We start from the raw sequence: 23,876 nt of genomic DNA on the forward strand, positions 1-23,876 counted from the left end.
AAGCATATGGGGTGACCTGCCGTGCTCCCGTGAATGCTCCCCGTGTACACCCTTGCGCTCGCGTGCGCGCCGCATGGCCCGGGCAGTCTCCGACCGACCCGGGCGACTGCCCGGCAGCACCGTCGAGCGGGGAGGGCGTGTGCATCTACCGGCTTCGCCCGGCTGGCTGCTGGTCGCGCTGTGCGCGGCGACCGGCGCCTACTGCCTGCTGCGCATGCGCAGCGACGTCGAGGAGCAGCGCCGGTCCGCGGGCGGCGAGGCGCTAATGGGCTTCGGCATGGCCGCGATGGCCGTGCCCGCCGCGGTCTTCACCCCACCGGCCTGGACCTGGCCGGTCTACGCGGTGGTCTTCGGCGCGGCGGCGCTGCGCGCGCTGTGGGCGGCGCGGACGAGCTCGCACCACCTGCACCACCTGGTGGGCGCCTCGGCCATGGTCTACATGGCGGTCACGATGGCCGCCTCCCCCGGCCACGGCGCCTCCGGCGTGCCGCTGCTGACGGGCGTACTGCTGCTGTACTTCACCGGGTACGTACTGCTGACCGGCGTCCGGCTGGTCCCCGTCACCGCGGGCGGCGGCGCCCTGCGCCTGGGCGACCGGCCGGAGTTGGCGCGGGCGTGCCGGCTGTCGATGGGGATCGCCATGGTCGCGATGCTGCTCACCATGTGAGCCCCACCGCTCGCCACGCCGCACTCCATGCGATCCCCGTGGCATGGGTCACTTCGCCGCGGCCGCCCCTGCCCAGGGCGCCCCGGCGCTCATAGGCTTCGCACATGATGGTCCCCGCGGCACTGTTGCTGCTCGGCGCCCTGACCGCCGTGGCCGCGCCCCGACTGCTCGCCCGGGCCGACTGGCAGGACCGCGAACCGGTCGTGGCGCTGTGGGTGTGGCAGTGCGTGGTCGTGGCCGTACTGCTGTGCTGCGCGCTGTCGATGACGCTGAGCGCCGCCGCGGCCTGGGAGGCGGTGCGCGGGCAGGTCTTCGCGCCCGCGCCGCGGACCGTCGTGGAGGCCTACGCCCTAGGCGTGGCCGGTCCTTGGGCGGCGACGACCGCGGTGGCGCTCGCCTGCGGCGCGGTGTGGAGCGCGGTGATGCTGGTGCGCGAGGTCGCGCGGGCACGGGCCCGGCGTCGGCGGCGCCGGGCCGAACTCCTCCTGCGGGCACCGCTGTTGCCCGGCGAGGAGCCGGGTCCCGACCACCGGCTGGTGGTCCTGGAGGGCGAGCGCCCGGACGCCTGGTGGCTGTCCGGCACGGCCCCTCGGCTCGTCGTCACCACGGCCGCGCTGCGCCGCCTGAAGGGCCGGCAGCTGGACGCCGTACTCGCCCATGAGCAGGGCCACGCCCGGGCCCGGCACGACTGGCTGCTGCATTCCTCGGCGGCGCTGGCCACCGCGTTCCCGCAGGTGCCGGTGTTCGCCGCGTTCCGCGACGAGATGCACCGCCTGGTCGAACTCGCCGCCGACGACATGGCCTCCCGCCGCTTCGGCCGCCTCACCACCGCGCTGGCCCTGGTCGAACTCAACGAGGACCGGGGCGTGTTCGGCCCCTGCCCGACCGCGCACGGGCATGTGCCGCAGCGGGTGACCCGGCTCCTGACGCCCCCGGACCGGCTCACGGCGGCACGTCGGCTGCGCCTGACGGCGGCGGCCGCGCTGGTGCCCGTGGTGCCGGTCGTGGTGGCCTTCGTGCCGGGGCTGCGGGCGCTGGGATAGGCCGGTATCGACTCCCGTATTGGCCTACGGACCCAGGAGTCGGCGAGGATCGCAGTATGCACACCCAGTCCGTCGACTCCCCGACCCGCCCGTCGATCCGCAGGCCCTCCGTCCGTTGGGCCGCCGCCCTGGCGCTGTGCTCCGCGCTGCTGCTGGCGCTGGTGGCGGTCCGGTGGCACCCGCTCATGACACTCGACGGCGACATCGCCGAGACCACTCACCGCTGGGCGGTCGCCGAGTCCGGGCTGACCCAGACGTTCCGGATCCTCACGGACTGGGTCTGGGACCCGTGGACCATGCGCATCCTCTGCGCGGTCGTCGTGCTGTGGCTGCTGTGGCGGCACGCGGCGCGCTGGGCGGCCGTGTGGCTCGTGGTCACCACCGCGCTCGGCACCGCGCTCCAGCAGGGCCTGAAGGCCGCCGTGGACCGCTCCCGCCCGGTCTGGCCGGACCCCGTCGACTCCGCCCACTACGCCGCCTTCCCCTCCGGGCACGCCATGACGGCCACCGTGGTGTGCGGCCTCCTGCTGTACCTGCTGCACCGGGCGGGCGTGGGCCGCGCGGTGTGGCGTACGGCCGTGGCGGTGGCCGTCGTGTCGGTCGTCGGCGTCGGTCTGACCCGGGTCTGGCTGGGCGTGCACTGGGCGACGGACGTCATCGGCGGCTGGCTTCTCGGCGCCGCGCTGGTGGCGCTGGCGGTGTCCCTGTACGGCCGACGGCGGCCCCGGACGACCGAGCGCTCGGCCACCGACCACGCACCGGACGACGACTGAACCGATCTGCCCGCGCGGGCCGTCGACTCCCCCGTAGGGTTCGAGCATGATCGCAGTCCTGTTCGACTTCTCCGGCACCCTCTTCCGCGTCCAGTCCACCGAGACCTGGCTGCGCGGGGCGCTCGCCGAGCGGGAAGTGGAGCTGAGCGAGACGGAGTTGGCCGAGACGGCGCGGGCGCTGGAGCGGATGGGGGCGCTGCCGGGCGGGGCGAGCCCGGCGTGGCTGCCGGAGGACGTGGCGAGCGTCTGGGGCGTCCGGGACAAGAGCCAGGAGCTGCACCGGGCCGCGTACACGGGTCTGTCCCGGCACGTCAGGCTGCCCGACGAACGGCTGCACGACACGCTCTACGAGCGCCACATGACGCCGTCCGCCTGGGAGCCGTACCCCGACGCGGCCGACGTACTGGGCTCGCTGCGGGACCGCGGGATCGGGATCGGCGTGGTCAGCAACATCGGCTGGGACCTGCGCCCGGTCTTCCGCGAGCACGGCCTCGACCGGTATGTGGACGTCTACGTCCTGTCCTTCGAGCACGGCGTCCAGAAGCCGGACCCCCGTCTCTTCCGGGCCGCCTGCGCCGAACTCGGCGCCGATCCGTGCGAGGTCCTGATGGTCGGCGACGACCGCAGGGCGGACGGCGGGGCCGCGGCGCTGGGCTGCGGGGTGCACTTCGTGGACCATCTTCCGGCGGCCGAGCGGCCGGAGGGCCTGCGGCCGGTGCTGGAGCTGGTCGGGCGCGGCCGGCGCGACGGCGCCTGAGAAGTCGCCCCAGGCCACCATCGGGGAAAGCGCACGCCTGCCTCAGGCGATCCCCCGCGTCGCCCAAGGCAGGCGGCACCGAACCGGCCGGCACAACGGCACGACCGGATGCGCTGAGTATAGTTGGCTGGCAGCCAGTCAACGCAGGAGTTACAGCATGTCCCCGCGAAGCGCTTCGGTCAATGAAGAACTGCGAAGGCGTTCCCGGGAACGGCTTCTGCAGGCGGCGGTCGAACTGGTCGGTGAGCGCGGCTTCGAGGCCACGACCCTCGGCGACATCGCGGACCGGGCCGGTTCGGCGCGCGGTCTGGTGTCGTACTACTTCCCCGGGAAACGCCAGCTCGTCCAGTCCGCGGTGCACCGGCTGATGCACCGCACCCTGGAGGAGGGGCTGGAGCGGGAGCCGCGCACCGAGGACGGCCGGGAGCGGATGGCGAGGGCCATCGACGCGATTCTGGGGCTCGCCCGGGACCGGCCGGTGCTGATGCGCCAGCACATGGCGGGCATCCTCCAGACCGAGGGCTTCATCCAGTGCCCGGAGCAGCGGCGCCTCGCCGAACTCCTGCGGGACACCTGCGCCCGGCACGGCTCGCCCGACGTGGACGCCGACTATCCGATGCTCCGCGCCCTGCTCATGGGCGCGGTCTACGCGGCGCTGGTGCCCGGGGTGCCGATGCCGGTGCCGGTGCTGCGCGCCGAGCTCTTCAAGCGCTACCGGCTGGACTGGGAGATGGGCGTCCCGCCGGACCCGGGGGGCGCGTCCGGCGGGACGTGCGACATGGACCTTTCACGGTTCTTCCAGACCGGGGAGGAGCCGGCCGGGCCGACGGGGAACCGAGTTCAGCGCCGGGCGTGACGTGGGGTCAGGAAGCCCGCGTCACGCGCCTGGGCGATCAGGCGCAGCGACTTGCGGCGGCTGTGTCCCGTCGCGCACATCACCGCGAGGACGGGGTCGAACCCCTCCTCCTGCGCCGCCCGGTACTCCTGCGCGATCAGCCATCGCCCCTCGACCCCGCGGGGCCACGCGGGCCGGGCGCGCCGGGCGCCGCCTGCCTCGCCCTCCGGGCCCTCGGCCACCCCGCAGGCCTCGGACAACGGCTCCTCGATCCAGTCGGCGAGCACGGTCAGATCGTGCAGCGAGAGCGCGGGCTGGGCCCGTACGTCCTCGATGGAGACGCGTCCCTCGGACACGACGGCGAGCGCGTCGACCCGGGCGCCGTCGGCGAACGCGAGGCGGACCTGGAACCACGCGGTCGCGCTCTCGCTCTCCTGCACTTCCCACGCGGGCCACACGGACACCTGGCCGTCCGTCGGACAACGATCAGAAAGATTAAGAAAGGATGCTTCTAGCACACACGGAACGTAACCGCATCATCACACTCCATAAAAAGGACACGCACGGCCACTCCGCGTCAGCACCCTGTCAGCGCAGCACCACAGGTGCGATGCTGGAAGCACCAGCGCTCTCCTGAGATCCCACGGGTGAGGAGTTCCGCCGTGCTGCATGTCGCCGTCGTCGGCTCAGGGCCGAGCGGGTGTTACACCGCGCAGAGTCTCGTACAGCAGGACCCCGCGGTGCGCGTCGACGTCCTGGACCGTCTGCCCTGCCCGTACGGACTCGTCCGGTACGGCGTGGCGCCCGACCACGAGAAGATCAAGTCCCTTCAGAACAACCTGCGGACAGTGCTCGAGCACGAGCGGGTGCGGTTCCTCGGCGGGGTGCAGATCGGTCCCGACGGAATCCCGGCCGCCCGGCTGCGGGAGCTGTACCACGCGGTGGTGTACTGCGTCGGCGCCGCCACCGACCGGCACCTCGGGATCCCCGGTGAGGACCTGCCGGGCAGCTGGTCGGCGACCCAGTTCGTGTCCTGGTACAGCGCCCACCCGGACGCCGTCGACGACGGTTTCGTGCGGAGTGCGCGCTCGGCCGTCGTGATCGGCGTCGGCAATGTCGCGGTGGACGTCGCCCGCATGCTGGCCCGCGGTACGGCCGAGCTGTCCCCGACGGACATGCCGCAGGCGGCGCTGACCGCGCTGTCCGCGAGCAAGGTGACCGAGATCAGCATGGTGGGCCGGCGCGGCCCCTCCCAGGCCCGTTTCACCACCAAGGAACTGCGCGAACTGGGCTCCCTGCCCGACACCGACGTCACCGTCGACCCGGCCGAGGCCGCCCTCGACCCGGCCTGGACGGATCCCTCGGCCCTGCCCGGCGCAACGCGCCGCAACGTGGAGGTGCTGCGGGGCTGGACGGAGACAGCGGCCACGGACGCCCTACGGCGCATCAGCCTGCGGTTCTACCTGCGGCCGGTCGAACTCCTCGCCGAGGACGGCCGCGTGGGCGCCGTCCGCTTCGAGCGCACGGCGCCGGACGGCCGCGGCGGGGTGGCCGGGACCGGGCAGTTCGAGGACATCGAGGCCCAGTTGGTGCTGCGCTCGGTGGGCTATCGCGGAGTTCCGCTGGAGGGCCTGCCGTTCGACCCCGCGACCGGCACGGTGCCGAATCTCGCGGGCCGCGTCCTGCGCGACGGGGTCGTCGTGCCGGGCGAGTACGTGGCCGGCTGGATCAAGCGAGGCCCCACTGGAGTCATCGGCACGAACAGGCCGTGCGCGAAGGAAACGGTGACGTCATTGATCGAGGACGCCGCCGTGCTCGTGGAAAGGGAAGTTCCCGAAGATCCGCTGACGGTCATGCGGGCAGCGGGAGTCGAGCCGGTCCGGTGGGAGGGCTGGCGCGCGATCGAGCAGGCGGAGGCGGCACTGGGGGCCACCCTGGGCCGGCGGGTCGTGAAGCTGGCGGACTGGCAGGCACTGATGAACGCCGCGCACGGCAACGGGTCATAGGGCCGGGACACGCACCGGAAACGCCTCGGAAATCAACAAACTGTTCAAGGGGCCTACGGTCTCGCGCATGACCTCACCACACCCCGTTGACGAAGTCCCACCGGTCCGCCACCTGGCCGCCTTCGGCCTGCAGCACGTCCTCGCGATGTACGCGGGCGCCGTGGCGGTCCCCCTGATCGTCGGCGGCGCGATGAACCTGTCGCCCGCGGACCTCGCGTATCTCATCACCGCCGACCTGCTGGTGTGCGGTGTCGCCACCCTCATCCAGTGCATCGGCTTCTGGCGCTTCGGCGTCCGGCTGCCGATCATGCAGGGCTGCACCTTCGCGGCCGTCTCCCCCATGGTGATCATCGGTACGGAGGGCGGCGGACTGCCCGCGATCTACGGCTCGGTGATCGTCGCGGGGCTCGCGATCGTGCTGCTGGCACCGGTGTTCGGAAAGCTGCTGCGCTTCTTCCCGCCGCTCGTCACCGGCACGGTGATCCTGATCATCGGTGTCTCCCTGCTGCCGGTCGCGGGCAACTGGGCCGCGGGCGGCGCCGGTTCGGAGGAGTTCGGCGAGCCGAAGAACCTCGCGCTGGCCGCGTTCGTGCTGGCGGTCGTGATCGGGGTGCAGCGGTTCGCGCCCGCTTTCCTCAGCCGGATCGCCGTGCTCGTCGGCATCGTCGTCGGCCTCGCCGTGTCCGTGCCGTTCGGGTTCACCGACTTCGGCGGGGTCTCCGACGCGGACTGGGTCGGCATCAGCACGCCCTTCCACTTCGGCGCGCCCACGTTCGAGGTGTCGGCCATCCTCGCCATGCTCGTGGTGGCCGTGGTGACGATGACGGAGACGACCGGTGACTTCATCGCGGTCGGCGAGATGACGGACCGCGAGGTCGACGCGCGGTCCCTCTCCGACGGACTGCGCGCCGACGGCCTGTCGACCGTCCTCGGCGGCGTCTTCAACACCTTCCCCTACACGGCGTACGCGCAGAACGTCGGGCTGGTCGGTATGACGCGGGTGCGCAGCCGCTGGGTCGTCGCGGCGGCCGGCGGCATCCTCGTGCTGCTCGGGCTGCTGCCCAAGCTCGGCGCGGTGGTCGCGGCGATACCGGCTCCGGTGCTGGGCGGCGCGGGTCTGGTGATGTTCGGGACGGTGGCCGCGAGCGGACTGCGAACCCTCGCGAAGGTCGACTTCACGGGTAACCACAACCTGACGGTGGTGGCCGTCTCGGTCGCCATGGGCGTGCTGCCGGTGGGGGTGCCGACGATCTACGACGAGTTCCCGGACTGGTTCCAGACGGTGATGCACAGCGGGATCAGCGCCGGGTGTCTGACGGCGATCGCCCTGAACCTGCTCTTCAACCACCTTCCCTCGAAGGCGGTCTCGCCCTCGAGGGAAGCCGCTCTGAAGGAAGAGGTCGACGACGGCGCTTCTAGCGGCGCGCCAACCGCATGACGGTGGACTCCAGTTGAGGCAGCGCCCGCTGGCTCGCCACCGCGAGGGCGATCGCCGCGGCGACGCCCGCCCAGGCGACCGGGCCGAGCGGGGTGCAGCCGAACAGGTTGCTGACGCCCGGGGTCTGGACCAGGGCGACCAGGGCGACCGCGGAGCCGAGCGAGGTGACCCGGACCAGGGGACTGTCGCGGCGGTCGGCGAGGGTCTGGGCGAGCTGGGTGCCCACCACCGCGCACAGCGCCATCGTGGTGGAGCGGCGGGCCGTGCCCGGCGTGAACCGGCCGATCAGCCAGGCGACCACCGCGCCCAGGGCCGTGGTCATGGCGCGGTGCCGGATCTGTTCCATCAGCGGGGCGCCGAGCAAGGACGTGCCGAGGGGATGGTCGTCGTGGGTCCCGGGGTCGCCGGGGTCCTGGTGCGGGGTGACGGCGACCGCCATCGCCGGGAAGAGGTCCGTGAACAGGTTCACCAGCAGCATCTGGCGGGTGGACAGCGGCGCGGACCCGCCCAGCAGCGTGCCGACGATGCCGAAGCCGACCTCGCCCGCGTTGCCGCCGATGAGGATGGCGATGGCGTCGGCGACGCTGTGCCACAGGGCGCGGCCCTCGGCGATCGCCTCGATCAGCACGGTCAGGTCGTCCCCGGTCAGCACCAGGTCGGCGGCGTTCCGGGCGGCCGCCGACCCCCGGGCGCTGATGCCGACGCCGATGTCGGCGGCGCGGATGGCGGCCGCGTCGTTGGCGCCGTCGCCGACCATGCCGACGACCCGGTCCGAGTCCCGCAGCGCCTCGACGACCTGGAGTTTCTGCTCCGGCGCGACCCGGGCGACGACACCGGCGTCGTGCAGCATCCGGGCCCGCTCCGCCCGGTCGACGGCGGCCAGTTCGTCGCCGGTGACCACCTCCGTGTCCTCGGGCCAGCCCAGTTCCACGGCGATGGCGAGCGCGGTCTGCGGATGGTCACCGGTCAGCATCACCGGCCGTACGCCTTCGTCGCGCAGCCCGTGCACCAGCGTCCGGGACGTCTCGCGGGGCACGTCGGCCAGCGCCAGCAGACCGACGAACTCCAGATCACGCAAGGCCTCCTCGGTGTCCTTGTCCGCCGCGTCACGGCGCCGGGCGACCGCGAGGACGCGCAGTCCGTCGCGGGCCAGGGAGTGCGCGGCCTCGGTGGCGTGGTCCGGCAGATCGCGGCAGGCGGGCAGGACGGTCTCGGGGGCGCCCTTGACCACGAGCACGCGGGCGTCGTCCTTCTCGTGGCCCACCGCGGCGGCGTAGCCGCGGGCGGCCTCGAAGGGCAGGCCCTCGGTCTGCGTCCAGTCCGGGTCGTCGTCGGCCGCGGCCAGGACGGCCTCGTCGGTGGCGTGCGCCGGGCGGTCGGAGCCGCCGTTGAGCTGGGGGCAGGCGCGGGCGGCGATCCGCAGGACGGGCGCTCCCGTCTCGTCGTCCGGCTTGCCCGTGCTGCCCTCGGCGTCGGTGAGGCGGACCAGCCGCAGCCGGTTCTCGGTGAGGGTGCCCGTCTTGTCGAAGCAGAGGGTGTCCATCCGGCCGAGGGCCTCCAGCGTGCGCGGGGCCCGCACCAGGACGCCCCGCCGACTGAGCCGGCGTGCGGCGGCCAGTTGCGCGGCCGTGGCCACCAGCGGCAGCCCCTCGGGCACGGCGGCCACCGCCACCGCCACACCGCCGCTGACCGCCTCCCGGATCGGCGTACCGCGCAGCAGCGAGATCCCGGTCACCGCGGCACCGCCCGCCATGGTCAACGGCAGGGCCTTGGCGGTGAGTTCCTGGAGCCGGGCCTGCACTCCGGCGGACGGCGGCTTGCGGGCGGCGAGGGCCACGGCACGGGCGGCCTCGGTGCGCTCACCGGTCTCCACGACCACGGCCCGGGCGTGTCCGGCGACGACGGTGGTGCCCTCGAAGACCATGCACCGGCGATCGGCCACGGGGGCGTGCGGGGTGGGATCGGTCTGCTTGTCCACGGGCAGCGATTCACCGGTCAGCGCGGACTCGTCGACCTCCAGACCTTCCTCCCACAGGAGGCGGGCGTCGGCGGGGACCACGTCGTCGGCCTTGAGCTCGATGATCTGGCCGGGGATGAGCTTGGCGGCGTCGACGGTGTGCGGGGGTTCATGCCCGGACTCGTCCGACGCGACGCGGGCCTTGCGCTTCTGCTCGGCCAGCAGACCGGCCAACGCCCTCTCCGCCCGCATCCGTTGCACACCGCCGACCAGCGCGTTCAGATCGAGGGCGCCGACGACGAGCAGCGCGTCCATGGCGGAGCCGAGGATCGCCGAGGCCGCCGAGCCGACGGCGAGCACCGGGGTGAGCGGATCGTCCAGTTCGCCGCGCACGGCACGCGCCAGCCGCACCGACCAACGCGCCGGCGCCAGCGCGGGGACGCGGCCCGCGGCGTCGGCCGCCCGCCGCACCCGGCCCGTCGCCTGCTCCACGGCCGACGGCTCCCCCTCGGACCTGCGGCGCAGCCGGGCCCGTACGTCCGAGTGCCGCAGGGCATGCCAGGCCACGCGGGCCCGGGGATGCGGCGCGGGGGTCGCCGCCACGCCGAGGGCGGCCCGCGCGCCGGAGAACAGGGCCACGGCGGCGCCGATGTCGACGGGCGCGTGCTGCAGCCCGGGCAGCGGGGACGGCCGGCCTCGCCGGGACTCGCCCACGGCCACCAGCAGGCCGGAGAGCGCGGCACCCGACCGGGCGAGCGTCTGGGACCTGCTGCCGACCTTGCGCGCGGCGGGCACGGCGGTGAGCAGCCGCCATACGTCGGCCAGTCCGCCCGTGGCCACGAGGTCCGCGGCCCACACGACCGGCGAGTCGCCGTCCGCGAGCGCGACGGCCAGGTCGGAGCTCAGCAGTCCGGTCAGTACGTCGGTGTCGTCGGCGGTCTCGGGACGGGCGACGGTGATCACGCAGCCGTGCTCGCGCAGCGACTCCACGACGTCGCGCAGCGGCCGGTCCCGTACGACGCGGTCGGCGAGGGCGGTGAAGTCCTCCAGGGCGGGATGGTCGACGACCACGACCCGCAGGCCGGCGTGGCGCGCGGCGTCCAGGACGGCCTCGGTCCAGGCGTCCGCGCTGTCCTCCCCCTCGCTGTGCAGGGCGCTGGGGTGCAGGACGAGTGTGCGGGCGGTCTCCAGCCGTCGTACCCGCTCCGCGTCCCGGACCAGCACTCCGCTCCGGGCCAGGGCGCAGCCGAGGACCGCGTTGAAGGCGGCCGGTCCGTAGCGGGCGGCCTTGGGCGAGCCCGCGAGCACGGCCTCGGCCGCCTCCCCGGCGCTGTGCTTGACCAGCAGGGTCGCGGCGGCGCCGACCATGCTGCCGGTCTCGGCGTGGTTGGCGTAGTCGTGGGCGGGTGTGGAGCGCAGGGGCGGGCGCTCGCAGACGTCGGGTGCCACGTCCGGGCGGTCGGGAACGCAGAGCCGGTCGTGCAGGGTGTCGAAGGCGCTCGCCCGCGCCAGGGTCTCCGCCAGCTGGAAGGTGCGCAGGGTGCCGTCGAGCAGCAGGGAGGTCGGGGTCTGTCCGGCGCCGTGCGTCGCGGCGTTGGCGACCGCCAGCAGCAGGTCGGTGCGGGATCGGCCGACCCGGTCGCGCAGCCGGCCGCGGAACCACGGGTTCTCCCGCAGTAGGGTCACCCCGGCGGTGACGAAGCGGGGCGAGGGCGGCAGCCGTAGCGCGTACGCGGTGAGCGCCGCCCCGGTGCCGACCACGTCGGCCAGGAGCGCGGCGGCAGCGGTGCGGATGCCGTCGGGGTCGCCGGGGTGCACGAAGTCCTCGACCGAGTCGTCGTCGCCCGGTCCCAGCCCGTGGCGTTCGGCGAGGGCGGACGCATGCTCCAGCACCTCGTCCGTGACGACTTCCTCGCGCGCGGCCACGACCAGCCGGGCCAGTCCGCCGTCCCAGTAGGCGTACGCCACCTCCGGGTGCTCGGCGAGGGCGACGGCCACCTTCCGGGCGGCCTGAGCGGTTCCGCCATGGTGCTGTACGCGCTCCGGTGCGGCGGGGCGCAAGGCGAGGTGCGCCCGTGGCCCGGAGCGCCAGTGGTGCTCGCCGCCCGGCAGCGCGTTGCGGGCGACGCGGCCGACCCGGGCGGCGGCGTCGGCGCTCCTGACCCCTGCCCGCGCGGTCCCGGCCACGGCTCCGGCGGCGACTCCCACGGCGGGCGCGGCTCCGCGTGCCAGCAGCCGGGGCCCGGCCAGCACGAGCCCGGCCACGGCGGCGGAGGGTCCGGTCAGCAATCCCCGTCCCATGGCGCGCCTCAGCTGCCGCTACGGCTGCCGGGGCGCACGGTGGACGCCTGGCCGGGAGAGGTCTTCCCTGCCTTCTTGGCCTTTTTCGCCTTCTTGGCCAGGGCCTTCTGCTTGGCGGCCGCGCGCTTCTTGGAGCCGCCCTTCAGAGTGCCCTTCTGCGTGGTCGGCTGCTGGTCGGCTCCCGTGCTCTGACGCAGCGTCTCTCCCGCGTGCGGTTCGTGCGGTCGCGGCTGGGTCAGCCAGGCCACAGCCGCCCCGGTGACGGCGACCGGCCATTCCACCAGGCCCGTAACCCCGAGCACGCCGGCGCCGGTGTAGACCGCGATCCGCCGCCCGCGGGGCGACACGCTGCCGATGGCGTCCAGTGCGCCCCCGGCGGCCCGGCCCACCGTGCCGGCGCCGGGGACCTTGCTCAGCGCCGAGGCCGTGGTGCGCAGCGGCTGCGGCAGGGTGGTCGACGATGTCTGCTCTGCCATGGCTTTCTCGCCTCCCGAGCGAATCGCCTGCTTGATCCGGCGGGTTCCCGTGATTCGGAATTCGAAAAGGGAGGTCGGCGGGTCTAGGGAGGATTCGGTGGTACGGCCGTCGCGGGCGCCGGCCCCCGACGGCCGTGGGTTCAGCCTGTCGTGCAGGCGGTGCCGTTCAGAGTGAAGGCGCTCGGTGCCGCGCTGTTGCCGGTGTGGGTCGCCTGATAGCCGATGCTGACGCTCGCGTTCGGCGCGATCGTGCCGTTGTACGAGGCGTTCGTCGCCGTCACCGCCCCCGAGACCGGGGTGTAGGTCGCGTTCCAGCCGTTGGTGATCGTCTGGCCGGTGGGCAGGGTGAGGCCGAGCCGCCAGCCGTTCACCGTCGTCGTGCTGGTGTTGGTGATCGTCACGGAGGCGGTCAGGCCGGTGTTCCAGGCGTTGGTGGTGACGCTGACCTTGCAGGGGCCGGCCGGGGGCTGCGGCGCGGGGCCGTCGTCGTCGAGGCCGAAGAAGGCGATGGCGAGCGGGCCCATGACGCCGTAGCTGTAGAGGTTGTGTCCGACGCCCTGGAGGCTGATCGCCTCGACGGGGGCCTGGTCACCGGTGCCGCCGTAGCGGGTACGGGTCCAGCCGGACCGGGGCGAGTCGGTGGCGGCCGGGGTCTGGCCGAGACCGAGCACGTTCGTCCACTGCTTGATCTCCTCCCCGAAGTTCGGGTAGCGCAGCACGTCGTCCTCCGTGCCGTGCCAGAGCTGCATGCGCGGCCGGGGGCCGGTGTAGCCGGGGTACGCGGAGCGGGCGAGGTCGCCCCAGGCCTGCGGGGTGCGGGTGATGGTGCCGTTGGCGCAGGCGCTGTTCCACTCGGAGCCGTCGGTGGTGGCGAAGCAGCCGAACGGTACGCCGGCGAAGGCGGCCCCGGCCTTGAAGACGTCGGGGTACACGCCGAGCAGGACGTTGGTCATCATCGCGCCGGAGGAGATGCCGGTGGCGTAGATCCGCGAGCTGTCGGCGTCGTAGGTGCTGACGGTCCAGTCGACCATGGACTTGATACCGACCGGATCGCTGCCGCCGCCCCTGGTCAGGGCCTGCGGGGAGGCGACGTCGAAGCACTTGCCGGCCCGGGTGACCGAGGGGTAGACCACGATGAAGCCGTAGCGGTCGGCGAGCGAGGCGTACTCGGTGCCGGAGTGCATCGCCGGGCCCGATCCGGTGCAGTAGTGGACGGCCACCAGGACCGCCGGGTTGTCGGTCACGCTGTCCGGGACGTACAGGTACATCTGGAGGTTGCTGGGGTTGGCGCCGAAGTCCGTGACTTCGGTGAGGGTCGCGGCGGGGCTGACGTAGGTCGTCCCGGCGCGGGTCGCCGAGGATGCGGGCGCGGTGACGAGCAGTGCCGTGAGCAGCGATAACAGTGCCGTGAGGAGAACGGCACGTCGTGTCGTGGGGGTGGGCACGTCCTGGTCCCTTCTGGTCGGCCGGTCCAGCATCGTGGCATGCACATGGCCGCCATGGAAGCGCTCCCACGCGTCGAAAGAATTCGCTCGACCCGCCGTACACGGCGGCCGAAAGTGACTCGCGCGAAGCGTTGACCAGAAAGCGCTTTCCCTCTACCTTCCGTTCAACGGCGTGACCGGCCCGCACCCCAACGGGCACACAAGGCCGCACAGTTGAGGGATGGCGTTCATCATCACGAACGTCATTCACGGATGAGATTCGAAGGAACGGACAAGAGCCGAAAGATCTGCCCCCCACTCAGAAGAAGGCATCGGGACATGACTTCACGAAGGACCAGGCATCGCGCGCTGATCGGCGGGCTCGCCTCACTCGGCGTCACGGTTGGCATGATCACGACAGGAACGACTCCGGCGGCGCACGCCGCCACCTGGCCGACTCCCACCAGCAGCCAGGCGGTGAGCGCCACGATCCCCGTCTCCGGCACGGTGGACGGCGGGATGAAGCGCTACTACGGCAGCGGCGACCTCGCCGGCGACGGGCAGGAGGAGGGCCAGGACCCGATCTTCCGGCTTGCGGCCGGCGCGACGCTGAAGAACGTCATCATCGGCGCGCCCGGCGCCGACGGCATCCACTGCGAGGGCAACTGCACACTGCAGAACGTCTGGTGGGAGGACGTCGGCGAGGACGCGGCCACTTTCCGGGGCGGCTCGACGTACACGGTGACCGGCGGCGGCGCCAAAAAGGCCGCCGACAAGGTCTTCCAGCACAACGGCCCCGGCACGGTGAACATCTCCAACTTCGCCGTCAGCGAGTTCAAGACGCTGTACCGCTCGTGCGGTGACTGCTCCACGCAGTACACGCGGCGGGTCAACCTCAGCAACATCGAGGTGACCGGCACCGGGACCACCGCGCGTCTGGTCGGCATCAACGTCAACCGCAACGACGTGGCCACCCTGCGCGGCATCACAATCCTCAACGACGCGAGCCGCCGGGTCGTCCCCTGCCAGAAGTACAACAACACCACCGCGGTCGGTACGGGCCCGGACAGCACCAACTGCCTGTACTCGACCTCGGACATCACCTACCGATAACCCTCCCCCCGCGGTGAAGGCGGCCGTACGAAGCGTCCCCGCACGGCGCTTCGTACGGCCGCCGTGCCGTTCCCGGACGCTACGCGCGCGTGCCGCCTCGGCGGGTCAGTGCGGCCCGCACGCGCGCGTACCCCGCCGGGTCATTCCGCCCGCGCACGTCTTCGCGTCATCTCCGCTGCACGCGCGCGTACCTGTCCGCGTCATTTCCGCTCCACGCGAGCGTGTACCCGTTCGCGTCATTTCCGCTCCACGCGAGCGCGTACCTGCTCGGTCACGTCCCGCAGATACCCCGTGTAGGCGGCGCGCAGCCGCGCCCCCGGCCAGTCGGCGGGCAGGAGTTCGGGCGGCAGCACGGGATCGGCCAGCAGATGACGTACGACGGCGGCGAAGCCCGTGAACCGGTCGGCGGGACCCTGCGCTTCGGCGACGTGGGCCAGCAGCGCCCGCGCGGTCGCGGCCCACTCCTCCACGGGCCACAGCGTCTCGGCCAATTCCCGCGCGGGAGTGGCGGGTCGGGCGGCGTAGTGCTGGGACACCGGGTCGAGGTCCGGCGGGAGGGGGCGAGTGAGGTTGGCGGGACGCAGCCAGACGCCCTCGCGGAGTTCGGCCAGGCGCAGCGCGGTCAGCCGGGCGCGCAGTTCGGCCCGCTCGGCGGGGCCCCGGCCGGTCGCGGTGATCACGATCATCTCCCAGTCGCCGTCCCACGCGCGCGTGCGGGGCCGTACCGCCTCGTCCTGGCGGCGCTGACGCTCCAGCAGTCGGTCGCTGAGCCGGTAGACGGTGTCCGCGCGCTGGAGGTCCCCGGCCGCCACCATCCGGCTGAGCGCGGCCCGAACCGTGGAGCCGCCCACCCCGAAGGGCTCCACCCCGCGCACGAGGTCCTTCACGGGCAGCTCCGGCGGATGGCTGCCGAGCAGCAGGCTCAGCACGACCGAGCGAGCGGACAGCGGGCGCAGGGCGAGTTCCACCGCCTCGGCCGCCCCGGCCGTCTCGTTCGTCCCCATGGGCCGTACTGTACGGCGCCGATTTCGATGTTGCACTATTGCTGCGATCGCAGCACAAGTGCAACACTCGCCGTATGGTCCTGACACCCGAGCACGAGCCGTACGCCACGCACGAGGTCACCAATCAGCCCCCTCCCCTGGCCCCTTACGACGCCTCCGAGGACACGGCCCTGCTCGAAGGGCTGCGCCGGGAGGGCGCCGGATGGGCCGAGGCGGACGTCCGGCGGCTGGGCCGTGCGGCCGGTGGGCCCGAGGCCCAGGAGTGGAGCGAGCGGGCCAACCGCCACGAGCCGGAGCTGCGCACCCACGACCGGTACGGCCATCGCGTCGACGAGGTCGAGTTCCACCCGAGCTGGCACCAGCTGATGCGGGTCGCGGTCGGCGAGGGCCTGGCCGCGGCGCCCTGGGCCGAGGACCGGGAGGGCGCCCATGTCGCCCGTTCCGCCGGCGGCCTGGTGTGGGGGCACACCGACGCCGGACACGGCTGCCCGACGTCGATGACGTACGCCGCAGTCCCCGCGCTGCGCGCCCAGCCGGACCTCGCCAAGATCTACGAACCCCTGCTGACCAGCAGGGAGTACGACCCCGGGCTGCGCGTGCCGACCGAGAAGCGGGGCCTGCTCGCGGGCATGGGGATGACCGAGAAGCAGGGCGGCTCCGACGTCCGCACCAACACCACGGCCGCCACGCCGACCGCGGAACCCGGTGTGTACACCCTGCGCGGCCACAAGTGGTTCACCTCGGCGCCCATGTGCGACCTCTTCCTGGTGCTGGCCCAGGCGCCGGGCGGGCTGTCGTGCTTCCTGGTGCCGCGCGTCCTGCCCGACGGCACCCGCAACACCTTCCGCGTCCAGCGCCTGAAGGAGAAACTGGGAAACCGGTCAAACGCCTCCTGCGAGCCCGAGTTCGACGGGACCGTCGCCTGGCTGGTCGGGCCTGAGGGACGGGGGGTCAAGACCATCATCGAGATGGTCAACTGCACCCGCCTGGACTGCGTGATGATGTCGGCGGCGCTGATGCGCAAGACGCTCGTCGAGGCCGGGCACCACACACGTCACCGCAGCGCGTTCGGGGCGCGGCTCGTCGACCAGCCGCTGATGCGCAATGTTCTGGCCGACCTGGCCCTGGAGTCCGAGGCCGCCACCACGCTCACCCTGCGTCTGGCGGGCGCCGCCGACCGGGCGGTGCGCGGCGACGCCGGTGAGGGCGCGTTCCGCCGGATCGCCACCGCCGTCGGCAAGTACTGGGTCACCAAGCGGGGCCCGGCCTTCACGGCGGAGGCGCTGGAGTGCCTCGGCGGCAACGGCTACGTGGAGGAGTCGGGCATGCCCCGCCACTACCGCGAGGCCCCACTGCTGTCGATCTGGGAGGGCTCGGGCAATGTCAACGCCCTCGACGTGCTGCGCGCCCTCGGCCGGGAACCCGGCGTGGCCCAGGCCCTGTTCGACGAACTCGCCCTCGCCCATGGGGCGGACGCCCGGCTGGACGCGGCCGTGACACGGCTCAAGAACATGCTCTCCGAAGCCTCGCAGAGCGGCGCCCGGCGCCTGGTGGAGCTGATGGCGATGGCGCTCCAGGCGTCGCTGCTGGTCCGGCACGCCCCGCCCGCGGTCGCCGACGCGTTCTGCGCGAGCCGGCTGGGCGGCGACTGGGGGCACGCCTTCGGGACGCTCCCCGACGGGGCGGACGTGGCCGGAATAGTGGACCGCGCGCTGCCGCACTGACCGGTTCGCACACAGTCACAGCACGATTCCGACCCGTTGTCAGTGCCGTGGTGCAGACTCCCAACCAGGTGGTTTTTGCCTGGGGAGGACTAGTGTTCACGGGGATCGACGAGGTCGACTGGGCCTCGATGCACCATGCGTACGGCAGCGCCGAGGACGTGCCCGCACTGCTGAGGGGCCTGGCCTCGGCGGACCTCGCCGAGCGTGAGACCGCGCTCGACGGCCTTTACGGCGCCGTGCACCACCAGGGAGACGTGTACGACTCGACGCTGGCCTGCGTGCCGTTCCTGTTCGCCCTCGCGGCGTGCCCGCTCGTGCCGGACCGGGGCGCCGTCGTGGAACTGCTGGTCAGCATCGGCGGGGAGGGCGACGGCCCGTCCGCCGTACGGGCGGGCGCGGAGGTGTTCGTGCAGCTCGCCGGGGACCCGGACCCCGGGGTGCGCCGGACCGCGCCGGGCGCGCTCGTGCGGTTCCTCGACGAACCGGCCCGCGTCCTGCGCCTGTTGCGGGAGCGGATCACCGTCGAGCGGGACGACCGCGTGCTGCTCGCCCTGACCGAGAGCCTCGGTCTCTTCGCCCGGAGGCACCCCGCGCACGCCGACGCCGCGGTGGACCTCCTGGCCGCGCAGTGCGCGCTGCCCCACGGGCCCGAGCTGCGCCTCGCGGCGCTGGGCCAACTCGCGGGCTGCGCCCCGGACCGGATACCGGCCGACCTGGTCGCCGTCGCCGTGGAGCTGCTGCGGGAGCGGTCACGGCGGCGCGCCTGCCGGTCGGTGGTGTGCGCCCGCCCGCACGCCACCGACACCCTCGTCGGCCGGCTGCGCCGGCTGCGGCCGTCGGACGAAGAGGGCTCGCAACTGCTGCGCACCCTCCACCACGCGCTGGACGGCCGGACAGCCGACCGGACCGCCCTGCTGGTGGGCCAGTTGAGCAGCCCGGACTGGGCGGACCGGTGCAACGCGGTGTGGATGTCCGGGACCCTGTTCCGTACCTGGCGCGGCGACTTCAGCGAACCGGTGGCCCTCATCGGGGCCCAACTGGGCGCGGAGGAAGACCGGTTGCGGGACGCGGCGGTGGCCGCGCTCAAGCAGCTGTTCGGGCTGGCCGCACCCGCGGCCGACGACCTCCACACCCTGGTGCGGGCCCGGCCCGCCCACTGGGTACGGCGATGGGAACACGGAGCGCCGACCTTGGGCGATCCGCTCCGGGCGCTGGTCCGGTCCGGGGATCCGCGGGCGGTGCCGGTGCTGGCCGAGGTGCTCGCCGGGGCCGTGGTGCCGGACGACCTGGGCCACGAGATCTCCTGGCTGGGCGCCGCCGCGGCGCCCTTGGCCCCGGCACTGCGCCGCCGCCTCGGCTCACTCGCCCTCGACGACCCCGAGACGCCGGGCAGGGCGGGACCCCTGCTGCGGGCGCTCACCGTGCTGGGCCATGCGGAGGCGGTGCCGGAGGCTCTGCGGCTGCTGGAGGGCGGCGACCGCTCGCGGAGGATGCTGATCGAGTCCACGGTCGCCGCGCTCGGTGCGTGGGGCTCCGGGGCGCGGGAGGCGATACCGGCGCTGCGGGGGCTGCTGGACACGGAGTACGCGGTCCCGGCGGCGGCCGCACTGCTCTCGGCCGAGGAGGAGCCCTCCGCTGTACTGCCGGTCCTGCTGGCCGGGTTGGCGGATCCCGACGCCCGCCGGTGGGGGGTGGCCGCCGAGGCGCTCGGGCGGCTGGGGCCGGTGAGCGAGGCCGCGCTGCCGGAACTGCGCCGGGCCGCGGAGTCCGCCGGGTCGGCGGAACGGCGCGCGACGGCCGCGGGTGCGCTGTGGCGGATCGGCGGCGAGGCGGAGACGGCTCTCCCGGTGCTGCGCACCACCTGGGAGGAGAAGCCGCACCTGCGCCGCTCGGTCGCCGCATGCCTGCGGGCGATGGGCCCGGCGGGCGCGCCACTGCGGGACCTGGTGGAAACAGAACTCGTCACACCCCGGCGGCACACGGCCCATACCGACGGTCACGGCAGCCATGACATCGCCTACGACGAGGAGCTGTTGAGGGTGTGCCGGGAGATGTTGGAGGCGATGTAGGGCGCCGATTCTTGGGCACGGTGGGTCTCGGTGCTGGGGCCATCGGCGCCCGGTTCTCGGCCCCAGGCAGGGCGCGCCGCGCGCAGTCCGGGGACCTGCGGAGGGCGCGCGGGTATCTCAGGCGTAGGCCCCGGGAGCCCGCGGTGTTCAGCCCGTCGTGCGGCCGCCCCAGCTCGGTCCGAAGCGGGCCCACTCGACGTCCCACTGGGCGATGCGGTGGCGTTCCAGGCGGCGGCGCAGCATGCGGCCGCCCAGGAAGGGGACGAGCGCCGCGCTCGCTCCCACCAGGCCGCCGGTAAGGGCGGCCCGTGAGCGGGCCTGGGTGGCGGTGGCGGGCTCGGTGACCAGGCGGCCGACGGGGTCCGTCCAGACGGTGACCGGCGTGCCCGCTCCGCTGCCCGGGCCGACCCTGGCCTGCCCGGTGCGCTCGGACCCGTCCGGCGCCGTCCAGCGGACCTTCGCCCAGATCTGCCCGCCGCTCGAGGTCGCGGGCGCCCGATCCGTGAGCCGGGCCTGGACCGGGCGCCACTCGGCGCGCTCACGGGCCAGGCCGTCCTCGATGGACCCGGCCGTCGTGAAACCGGCCGCCACCCCGACGAGGACGGTGATCGCCCAGGCCCCGAACAGCACCCAGGACTCCACCGCGTCGGCGCGGCGCTTGAGCGGATTGCGCCGCCAGCGCCACAGCCACACCCTCGGACCTCGCAACGCCATCGCGGGGTTCCTCCTCATGCGCACACCACCTGCCGGACCGTCCTCCCATACGGCGGACGGCCTCCCGATGCTCACGACAGCCGCCGGATCGCGTACGCCGACCGCCCTGTCTCCGACCGTGGCACCGGCCCGGGGCCCGGGCGGGCGTCTTCCGGAAATCGCCCCCGCCGATCCGGAAGGCGGTCTATCATCGCCGCGCTGACCTGCGACGAAGCCGTTTCCAGAGGTGACTGTCAGTGCCGGGGTGCAGACTGGCCCGTGTCTGAGACGAAGACGTCGCGGAGGTGTTGGGCATGACCGAGGTACTGCTGGCCGTGGGCACACGCAAGGGCCTGTTCATCGGGCGGAAGCGGGGTGACGCCTGGGAGTTCGACGAGAGCCCGTACTTCAACGCGCAGGCGGTGTACTCGGTCGCCATCGACACCAGGGGTGAGCGTCCGCGGCTCCTGGCCGGCGGCGACAGCGCGCACTGGGGCCCGTCCGTGTTCCACTCCGACGACCTGGGCCGCAGCTGGACCGAACCGGCCCAGCCGGCCGTCAAGTTCCCCAAGGACACCGGGGCTTCGCTGGAGCGGGTCTGGCAGCTGCACCCGGCGGCGGCCGAGCCGGACGTGGTCTACGCGGGCACGGAACCGGCAGCGCTGTACCGCTCTGAGGACCGCGGCGAGACCTTCGAGCTGGTCCGCCCGCTGTGGGAGCACCCCACCCGCTCCCAGTGGGTGCCGGGCGGCGGCGGAGAGGGACTGCACACCGTGCTCACCGACGCGCGCGACCCGCGGTCGGTGACCGTGGCCGTGTCCACCGCGGGCGTCTTCCGCACCTCGGACGGCGGCGCGAACTGGGCGCCCTCCAACTCCGGTGTGTCCGCGGTGTTCCTGCCCGACCCCAACCCGGAGTTCGGCCAGTGCGTGCACAAGGTGGCGCGGGACGCGGCGACCCCGGACCGGCTGTACCTGCAGAACCACTGGGGGGTGTACCGCAGCGACGACGCGGGCGCGACCTGGACGGACATCGGCGAGGGACTGCCGTCCACGTTCGGCTTCGCGGTGGCCGCCCATCCGCACCGGGGTGACACGGCGTACGTGTTCCCGATCAACGCCGACGCGGACCGGGTGCCCGCGGGCCGGCGCTGCCGGGTCTTCCGCACCGGGGACGCGGGCAAGACGTGGGAGGCGCTGTCGGCGGGGCTGCCCCAGGAGGACCACTTCGGCACGGTGCTGCGCGACGCTTTGTGCACGGACGACGCGGACCCGGCGGGCGTGTACTTCGGCAACCGCAACGGCGAGGTGTTCGCCTCCTCCGACGACGGCGACAGCTGGCGCCAGTTGGCCTCGCACCTGCCGGACGTGCTGTGCGTGCGCGCGGCGGTGATCGGATGAGTGGCACCGTGCCTGCCGGCAGCCCTGCGACGAGGGGCGGTACTTGATCGTCGGACAGGACCCGTGTCCGAGTCGATCGTCAGGGCGCCCGTCGGGGCAGCTGACCGCCTCAGTCCTCCTGCCCCGCGGGGGGCAGTTCGGTGCCGGCCCGGCAGCCGATGAAGGACGCGTTGGGGCAGAAGGCGTCGAAGCCCATGCCGTAGCGGACGAAGGATCCCCAGGCAGCCGTGCGGACCTTGGGGTACTCGGCCTCAGTGAAGGCCGTGCCCCTGAGGTCCTTCAGGGCACGCAGGATCGCGCCACGGGCGGTGAGGAACGACGGGTTCTTCGGGGTGAGTTTCAGCCCGTCGACCACGGCCTGCCAGGCCACCCGGTAGCCGCGTTCCTTGCTGCCGAGTTCCGCGCTGATCCGGCGGGTCATCTCCAGGAGCGCGGAGCACCAGATCTCGCCGACGTTGTGGATCTTCGTGTAGTCCAGCCCGTTCGCGACCCGTCCGATGTCCCCGAAGCCACCGGGGTACTGGTCGTCGTACGGCCGCTGGCGGATGCCGCCCGGCCTGCCGACCGCCCAGTCGCCGATCACGGGATGCTCCCGCTCCCGGAAGTAGTTGCGGATGGTGAGTGCGAAGTAGTCCGACCAGCCCTCTCCCATCGCCCGCGACTGCGCCTCACGCAGACCGTTGGCGTCGTGCAGACCGCCGACGAGGCGGTTGGTCACACCGTGGGTGAACTCGTGTCGGAGGATGTCGACGTCCATGGCCGTGTGCCGATTGGTTCTGGCGACCAGTCCCATGTTCATTTCCGCTGCCACACCGTCGGCGCGCGAGAGCATATTGGCCGTGCCGAGCACGGGCCCGGGGTGGGTGAGGGCCACGACGGGGTCGGCGCCCTTGCCCAGGCCTGAGAAATTGACGGTCTGGAAGTTGCCGTGCTTCTCCGTGAAGCCGAGCATCATGAAGAAGTCGTGCATGTAGTTGCACACGAAGAAGATGTTGGTGATGCGCTGTTCCACTGTGTCGGGGTGGGGGGCGAACACCCCGTTGCCCGCCGCGTCGACATCGACCTGGAAGCTCTTGCCGGTGTCCGCGTCGACGGCCCGCACATTGTTCCCGACGGTCGCCACATGCCCGTTCTGCTGCGTGGCCCACGGGCCGGGGAACCCGGGCAACGGCTCTGGCGGGAGTCTGACCGGATAGTCGTTCAGCGGGAGCGGGAAGGAGGCCAGGGCGGGCTCGGTCTCGGCCGGGTTCTGCCGGACCACCAGTCCTCCGACGATGTGATCGGTCAGGTCCTGGAGATACAGGACCTGGGGTGCTGTCGGGTCCGCCGTCTTCGCGTCAGCCTCCACGAGCGCGTGGTACTGCACGGCGCCGCTCGCGCGGGAGAACCTGAACGACCAGGCGAGACGGACGTCGTCGCCCATGTAGAAGTACACCAGCCGCCCGGGGATCGCCTCGTCGAAGGCGCCTGCCTCGAAGGTCGTCGGCTGGTCGTTGCGCGCCTGGGAGCTGAGCCGGCGGAAGCCGTCCGAGATGTCCAGGGCCGGCAGCTCGTCGGTGCCGAACGGGCCCTCGATGGTGATCGGTTCGGCGGCCTTCGCGGCGCCGGCGGCAAGGGCTGCATCGACCGGCACTTCCGGCATCGTGGGAGCGTTGCTCTGCACACTCACCGTGTCGCCGACGACCCTGTCGACCGTGCCGTCCTCGCGCAGCCACACCTTGGGAGCCATGCCCCACACGTCGATGCCGTTGAGTGTCTGCTGAAGGCTGACCACGCGCATACCGCCGCTCGTGGACGTCACCTTCGGATCGGCCTCGAACTCGGCGGGCTCTCCGGCGGCGAAGCCGATCGCCCCCGAGACCGAGGAGAGGTACTCCTTGGCGCGGGCGATGTAGTCGCCGTCGGCGGCCTCGGTGCCCGGCCGGTCGGTGGGGCCGGCTTGTGCGCCCTCCACCCGTAGTTCGGTCAGGTGCCCGGTGAAGCGGTTCACCTTGCTGTCGTCGGCGATGAGGGTGTGGTGCACCGACTCCGCCACGCGATTGGTCTCGTGGAGAAATGCCTGGGCGCCTTGGACGCGGTCGAACCGGTCGTACGCCAGATTCCGCTTGTCGATGAGTTGGGTCATGACGCACGCTCCTGGGACCCGGGCCTGAGGCCCGGCTTCGACTGTCTTGTGGGCTACGGGCCGTCGAGAGT

Annotated in this window: 18 protein-coding genes; 11 read left to right on the forward strand and 7 right to left on the reverse strand. The window is 73.0% G+C overall.

Features of this window, described 5'->3' with window-relative positions; all coding sequences use genetic code 11:
- Positions 1 to 139: 139 nt before the first annotated feature.
- The 5 genes from AC068Z_RS19665 (at position 140) to AC068Z_RS19685 (ending at position 4,096) form a co-directional block, all read left to right on the forward strand.
- On the forward strand, positions 140 to 667 hold the full coding sequence (locus AC068Z_RS19665) for a DUF5134 domain-containing protein (RefSeq protein WP_478556893.1): 528 nt from the start codon (positions 140 to 142) through the stop codon (positions 665 to 667).
- A gap of 104 nt (positions 668 to 771) precedes the next feature.
- The gene (locus AC068Z_RS19670) at positions 772 to 1,710 is read left to right on the forward strand and encodes a M56 family metallopeptidase (protein ID WP_478556895.1); all 939 of its coding nucleotides are present in this window, start codon (positions 772 to 774) and stop codon (positions 1,708 to 1,710) included.
- 56 nt (positions 1,711 to 1,766) lie between these two features.
- Positions 1,767 to 2,483, forward strand: coding sequence for a phosphatase PAP2 family protein (locus AC068Z_RS19675; RefSeq protein WP_478556897.1), 717 nt, complete (start codon positions 1,767 to 1,769; stop codon positions 2,481 to 2,483).
- A gap of 46 nt (positions 2,484 to 2,529) precedes the next feature.
- Positions 2,530 to 3,240, forward strand: a complete 711-nt coding sequence (locus AC068Z_RS19680) for an HAD family hydrolase (RefSeq protein WP_478556899.1) — start codon at positions 2,530 to 2,532, stop codon at positions 3,238 to 3,240.
- 157 nt (positions 3,241 to 3,397) lie between these two features.
- On the forward strand, positions 3,398 to 4,096 hold the full coding sequence (locus tag AC068Z_RS19685; RefSeq protein WP_478556901.1) for a TetR/AcrR family transcriptional regulator: 699 nt from the start codon (positions 3,398 to 3,400) through the stop codon (positions 4,094 to 4,096).
- On the opposite strand, the gene AC068Z_RS19690 is transcribed toward AC068Z_RS19685, so the two are convergent.
- The gene (locus AC068Z_RS19690) at positions 4,081 to 4,539 is read right to left on the reverse strand and encodes a DUF6214 family protein (RefSeq protein ID WP_478556903.1); all 459 of its coding nucleotides are present in this window, start codon (positions 4,537 to 4,539) and stop codon (positions 4,081 to 4,083) included. The two genes, AC068Z_RS19685 and AC068Z_RS19690, sit on opposite strands and share 16 nt — an antisense overlap.
- 198 nt (positions 4,540 to 4,737) lie before the next feature.
- Here AC068Z_RS19690 and AC068Z_RS19695 point away from each other — a divergent pair, with 198 nt between their 5' ends.
- A complete protein-coding gene (locus tag AC068Z_RS19695) occupies positions 4,738 to 6,081 on the forward strand; it encodes an FAD-dependent oxidoreductase (RefSeq protein WP_478556905.1) in 1,344 nt (447 codons plus the stop codon).
- A 67-nt stretch (positions 6,082 to 6,148) separates the two neighbouring features.
- Positions 6,149 to 7,519 carry a nucleobase:cation symporter-2 family protein gene (locus AC068Z_RS19700; RefSeq protein ID WP_478556907.1) on the forward strand — a complete coding sequence of 457 codons (1,371 nt, stop codon included), beginning with the start codon at positions 6,149 to 6,151 and terminating at the stop codon, positions 7,517 to 7,519.
- Here the strand turns inward: AC068Z_RS19700 and AC068Z_RS19705 are convergent.
- From AC068Z_RS19705 to AC068Z_RS19715, 3 genes are all read right to left on the reverse strand, one after another.
- Complete coding sequence (locus tag AC068Z_RS19705) at positions 7,497 to 11,777, reverse strand: HAD-IC family P-type ATPase (protein WP_478556909.1); 4,281 nt, start codon at positions 11,775 to 11,777, stop codon at positions 7,497 to 7,499. The two genes, AC068Z_RS19700 and AC068Z_RS19705, sit on opposite strands and share 23 nt — an antisense overlap.
- A gap of 8 nt (positions 11,778 to 11,785) precedes the next feature.
- Complete coding sequence (locus tag AC068Z_RS19710; RefSeq protein ID WP_478556911.1) at positions 11,786 to 12,253, reverse strand: hypothetical protein; 468 nt, start codon at positions 12,251 to 12,253, stop codon at positions 11,786 to 11,788.
- Between the two features lie 140 nt (positions 12,254 to 12,393).
- Positions 12,394 to 13,698, reverse strand: a complete 1,305-nt coding sequence (locus AC068Z_RS19715; RefSeq protein WP_478556913.1) for an extracellular catalytic domain type 1 short-chain-length polyhydroxyalkanoate depolymerase — start codon at positions 13,696 to 13,698, stop codon at positions 12,394 to 12,396.
- Positions 13,699 to 14,016: 318 nt separating this feature from the next.
- On the opposite strand from AC068Z_RS19715, the gene AC068Z_RS19720 reads away from it, so the two are divergent.
- Positions 14,017 to 14,790, forward strand: coding sequence for a pectate lyase (locus AC068Z_RS19720; protein ID WP_478556915.1), 774 nt, complete (start codon positions 14,017 to 14,019; stop codon positions 14,788 to 14,790).
- 236 nt (positions 14,791 to 15,026) lie between these two features.
- Here AC068Z_RS19720 and AC068Z_RS19725 read toward each other — a convergent pair whose 3' ends face one another.
- A complete protein-coding gene (locus AC068Z_RS19725) occupies positions 15,027 to 15,794 on the reverse strand; it encodes a PaaX family transcriptional regulator C-terminal domain-containing protein (protein WP_478556917.1) in 768 nt (255 codons plus the stop codon).
- Between the two features lie 74 nt (positions 15,795 to 15,868).
- Between AC068Z_RS19725 and AC068Z_RS19730 the strand changes: the two genes are divergently transcribed.
- Together AC068Z_RS19730 and AC068Z_RS19735 are read left to right on the forward strand one after the other, a co-directional pair.
- The gene (locus AC068Z_RS19730; protein WP_478556919.1) at positions 15,869 to 17,518 is read left to right on the forward strand and encodes an acyl-CoA dehydrogenase family protein; all 1,650 of its coding nucleotides are present in this window, start codon (positions 15,869 to 15,871) and stop codon (positions 17,516 to 17,518) included.
- Between the two features lie 92 nt (positions 17,519 to 17,610).
- On the forward strand, positions 17,611 to 19,587 hold the full coding sequence (locus AC068Z_RS19735) for a HEAT repeat domain-containing protein (protein ID WP_478556921.1): 1,977 nt from the start codon (positions 17,611 to 17,613) through the stop codon (positions 19,585 to 19,587).
- A 147-nt stretch (positions 19,588 to 19,734) separates the two neighbouring features.
- Here AC068Z_RS19735 and AC068Z_RS19740 read toward each other — a convergent pair whose 3' ends face one another.
- Positions 19,735 to 20,301: an Rv1733c family protein gene (locus tag AC068Z_RS19740; RefSeq protein ID WP_478556923.1), complete on the reverse strand. Its 567-nt coding sequence runs from the start codon at positions 20,299 to 20,301 to the stop codon at positions 19,735 to 19,737.
- A gap of 293 nt (positions 20,302 to 20,594) precedes the next feature.
- Here AC068Z_RS19740 and AC068Z_RS19745 point away from each other — a divergent pair, with 293 nt between their 5' ends.
- Positions 20,595 to 21,680, forward strand: a complete 1,086-nt coding sequence (locus AC068Z_RS19745; protein ID WP_478556925.1) for a WD40/YVTN/BNR-like repeat-containing protein — start codon at positions 20,595 to 20,597, stop codon at positions 21,678 to 21,680.
- Positions 21,681 to 21,789: 109 nt separating this feature from the next.
- Here AC068Z_RS19745 and AC068Z_RS19750 read toward each other — a convergent pair whose 3' ends face one another.
- The gene (locus AC068Z_RS19750; protein ID WP_478556927.1) at positions 21,790 to 23,805 is read right to left on the reverse strand and encodes a M36 family metallopeptidase; all 2,016 of its coding nucleotides are present in this window, start codon (positions 23,803 to 23,805) and stop codon (positions 21,790 to 21,792) included.
- Positions 23,806 to 23,876 lie beyond the last annotated feature (71 nt).

It is taken from the genome of Streptomyces sp. NPDC043726 (assembly GCF_056436565.1).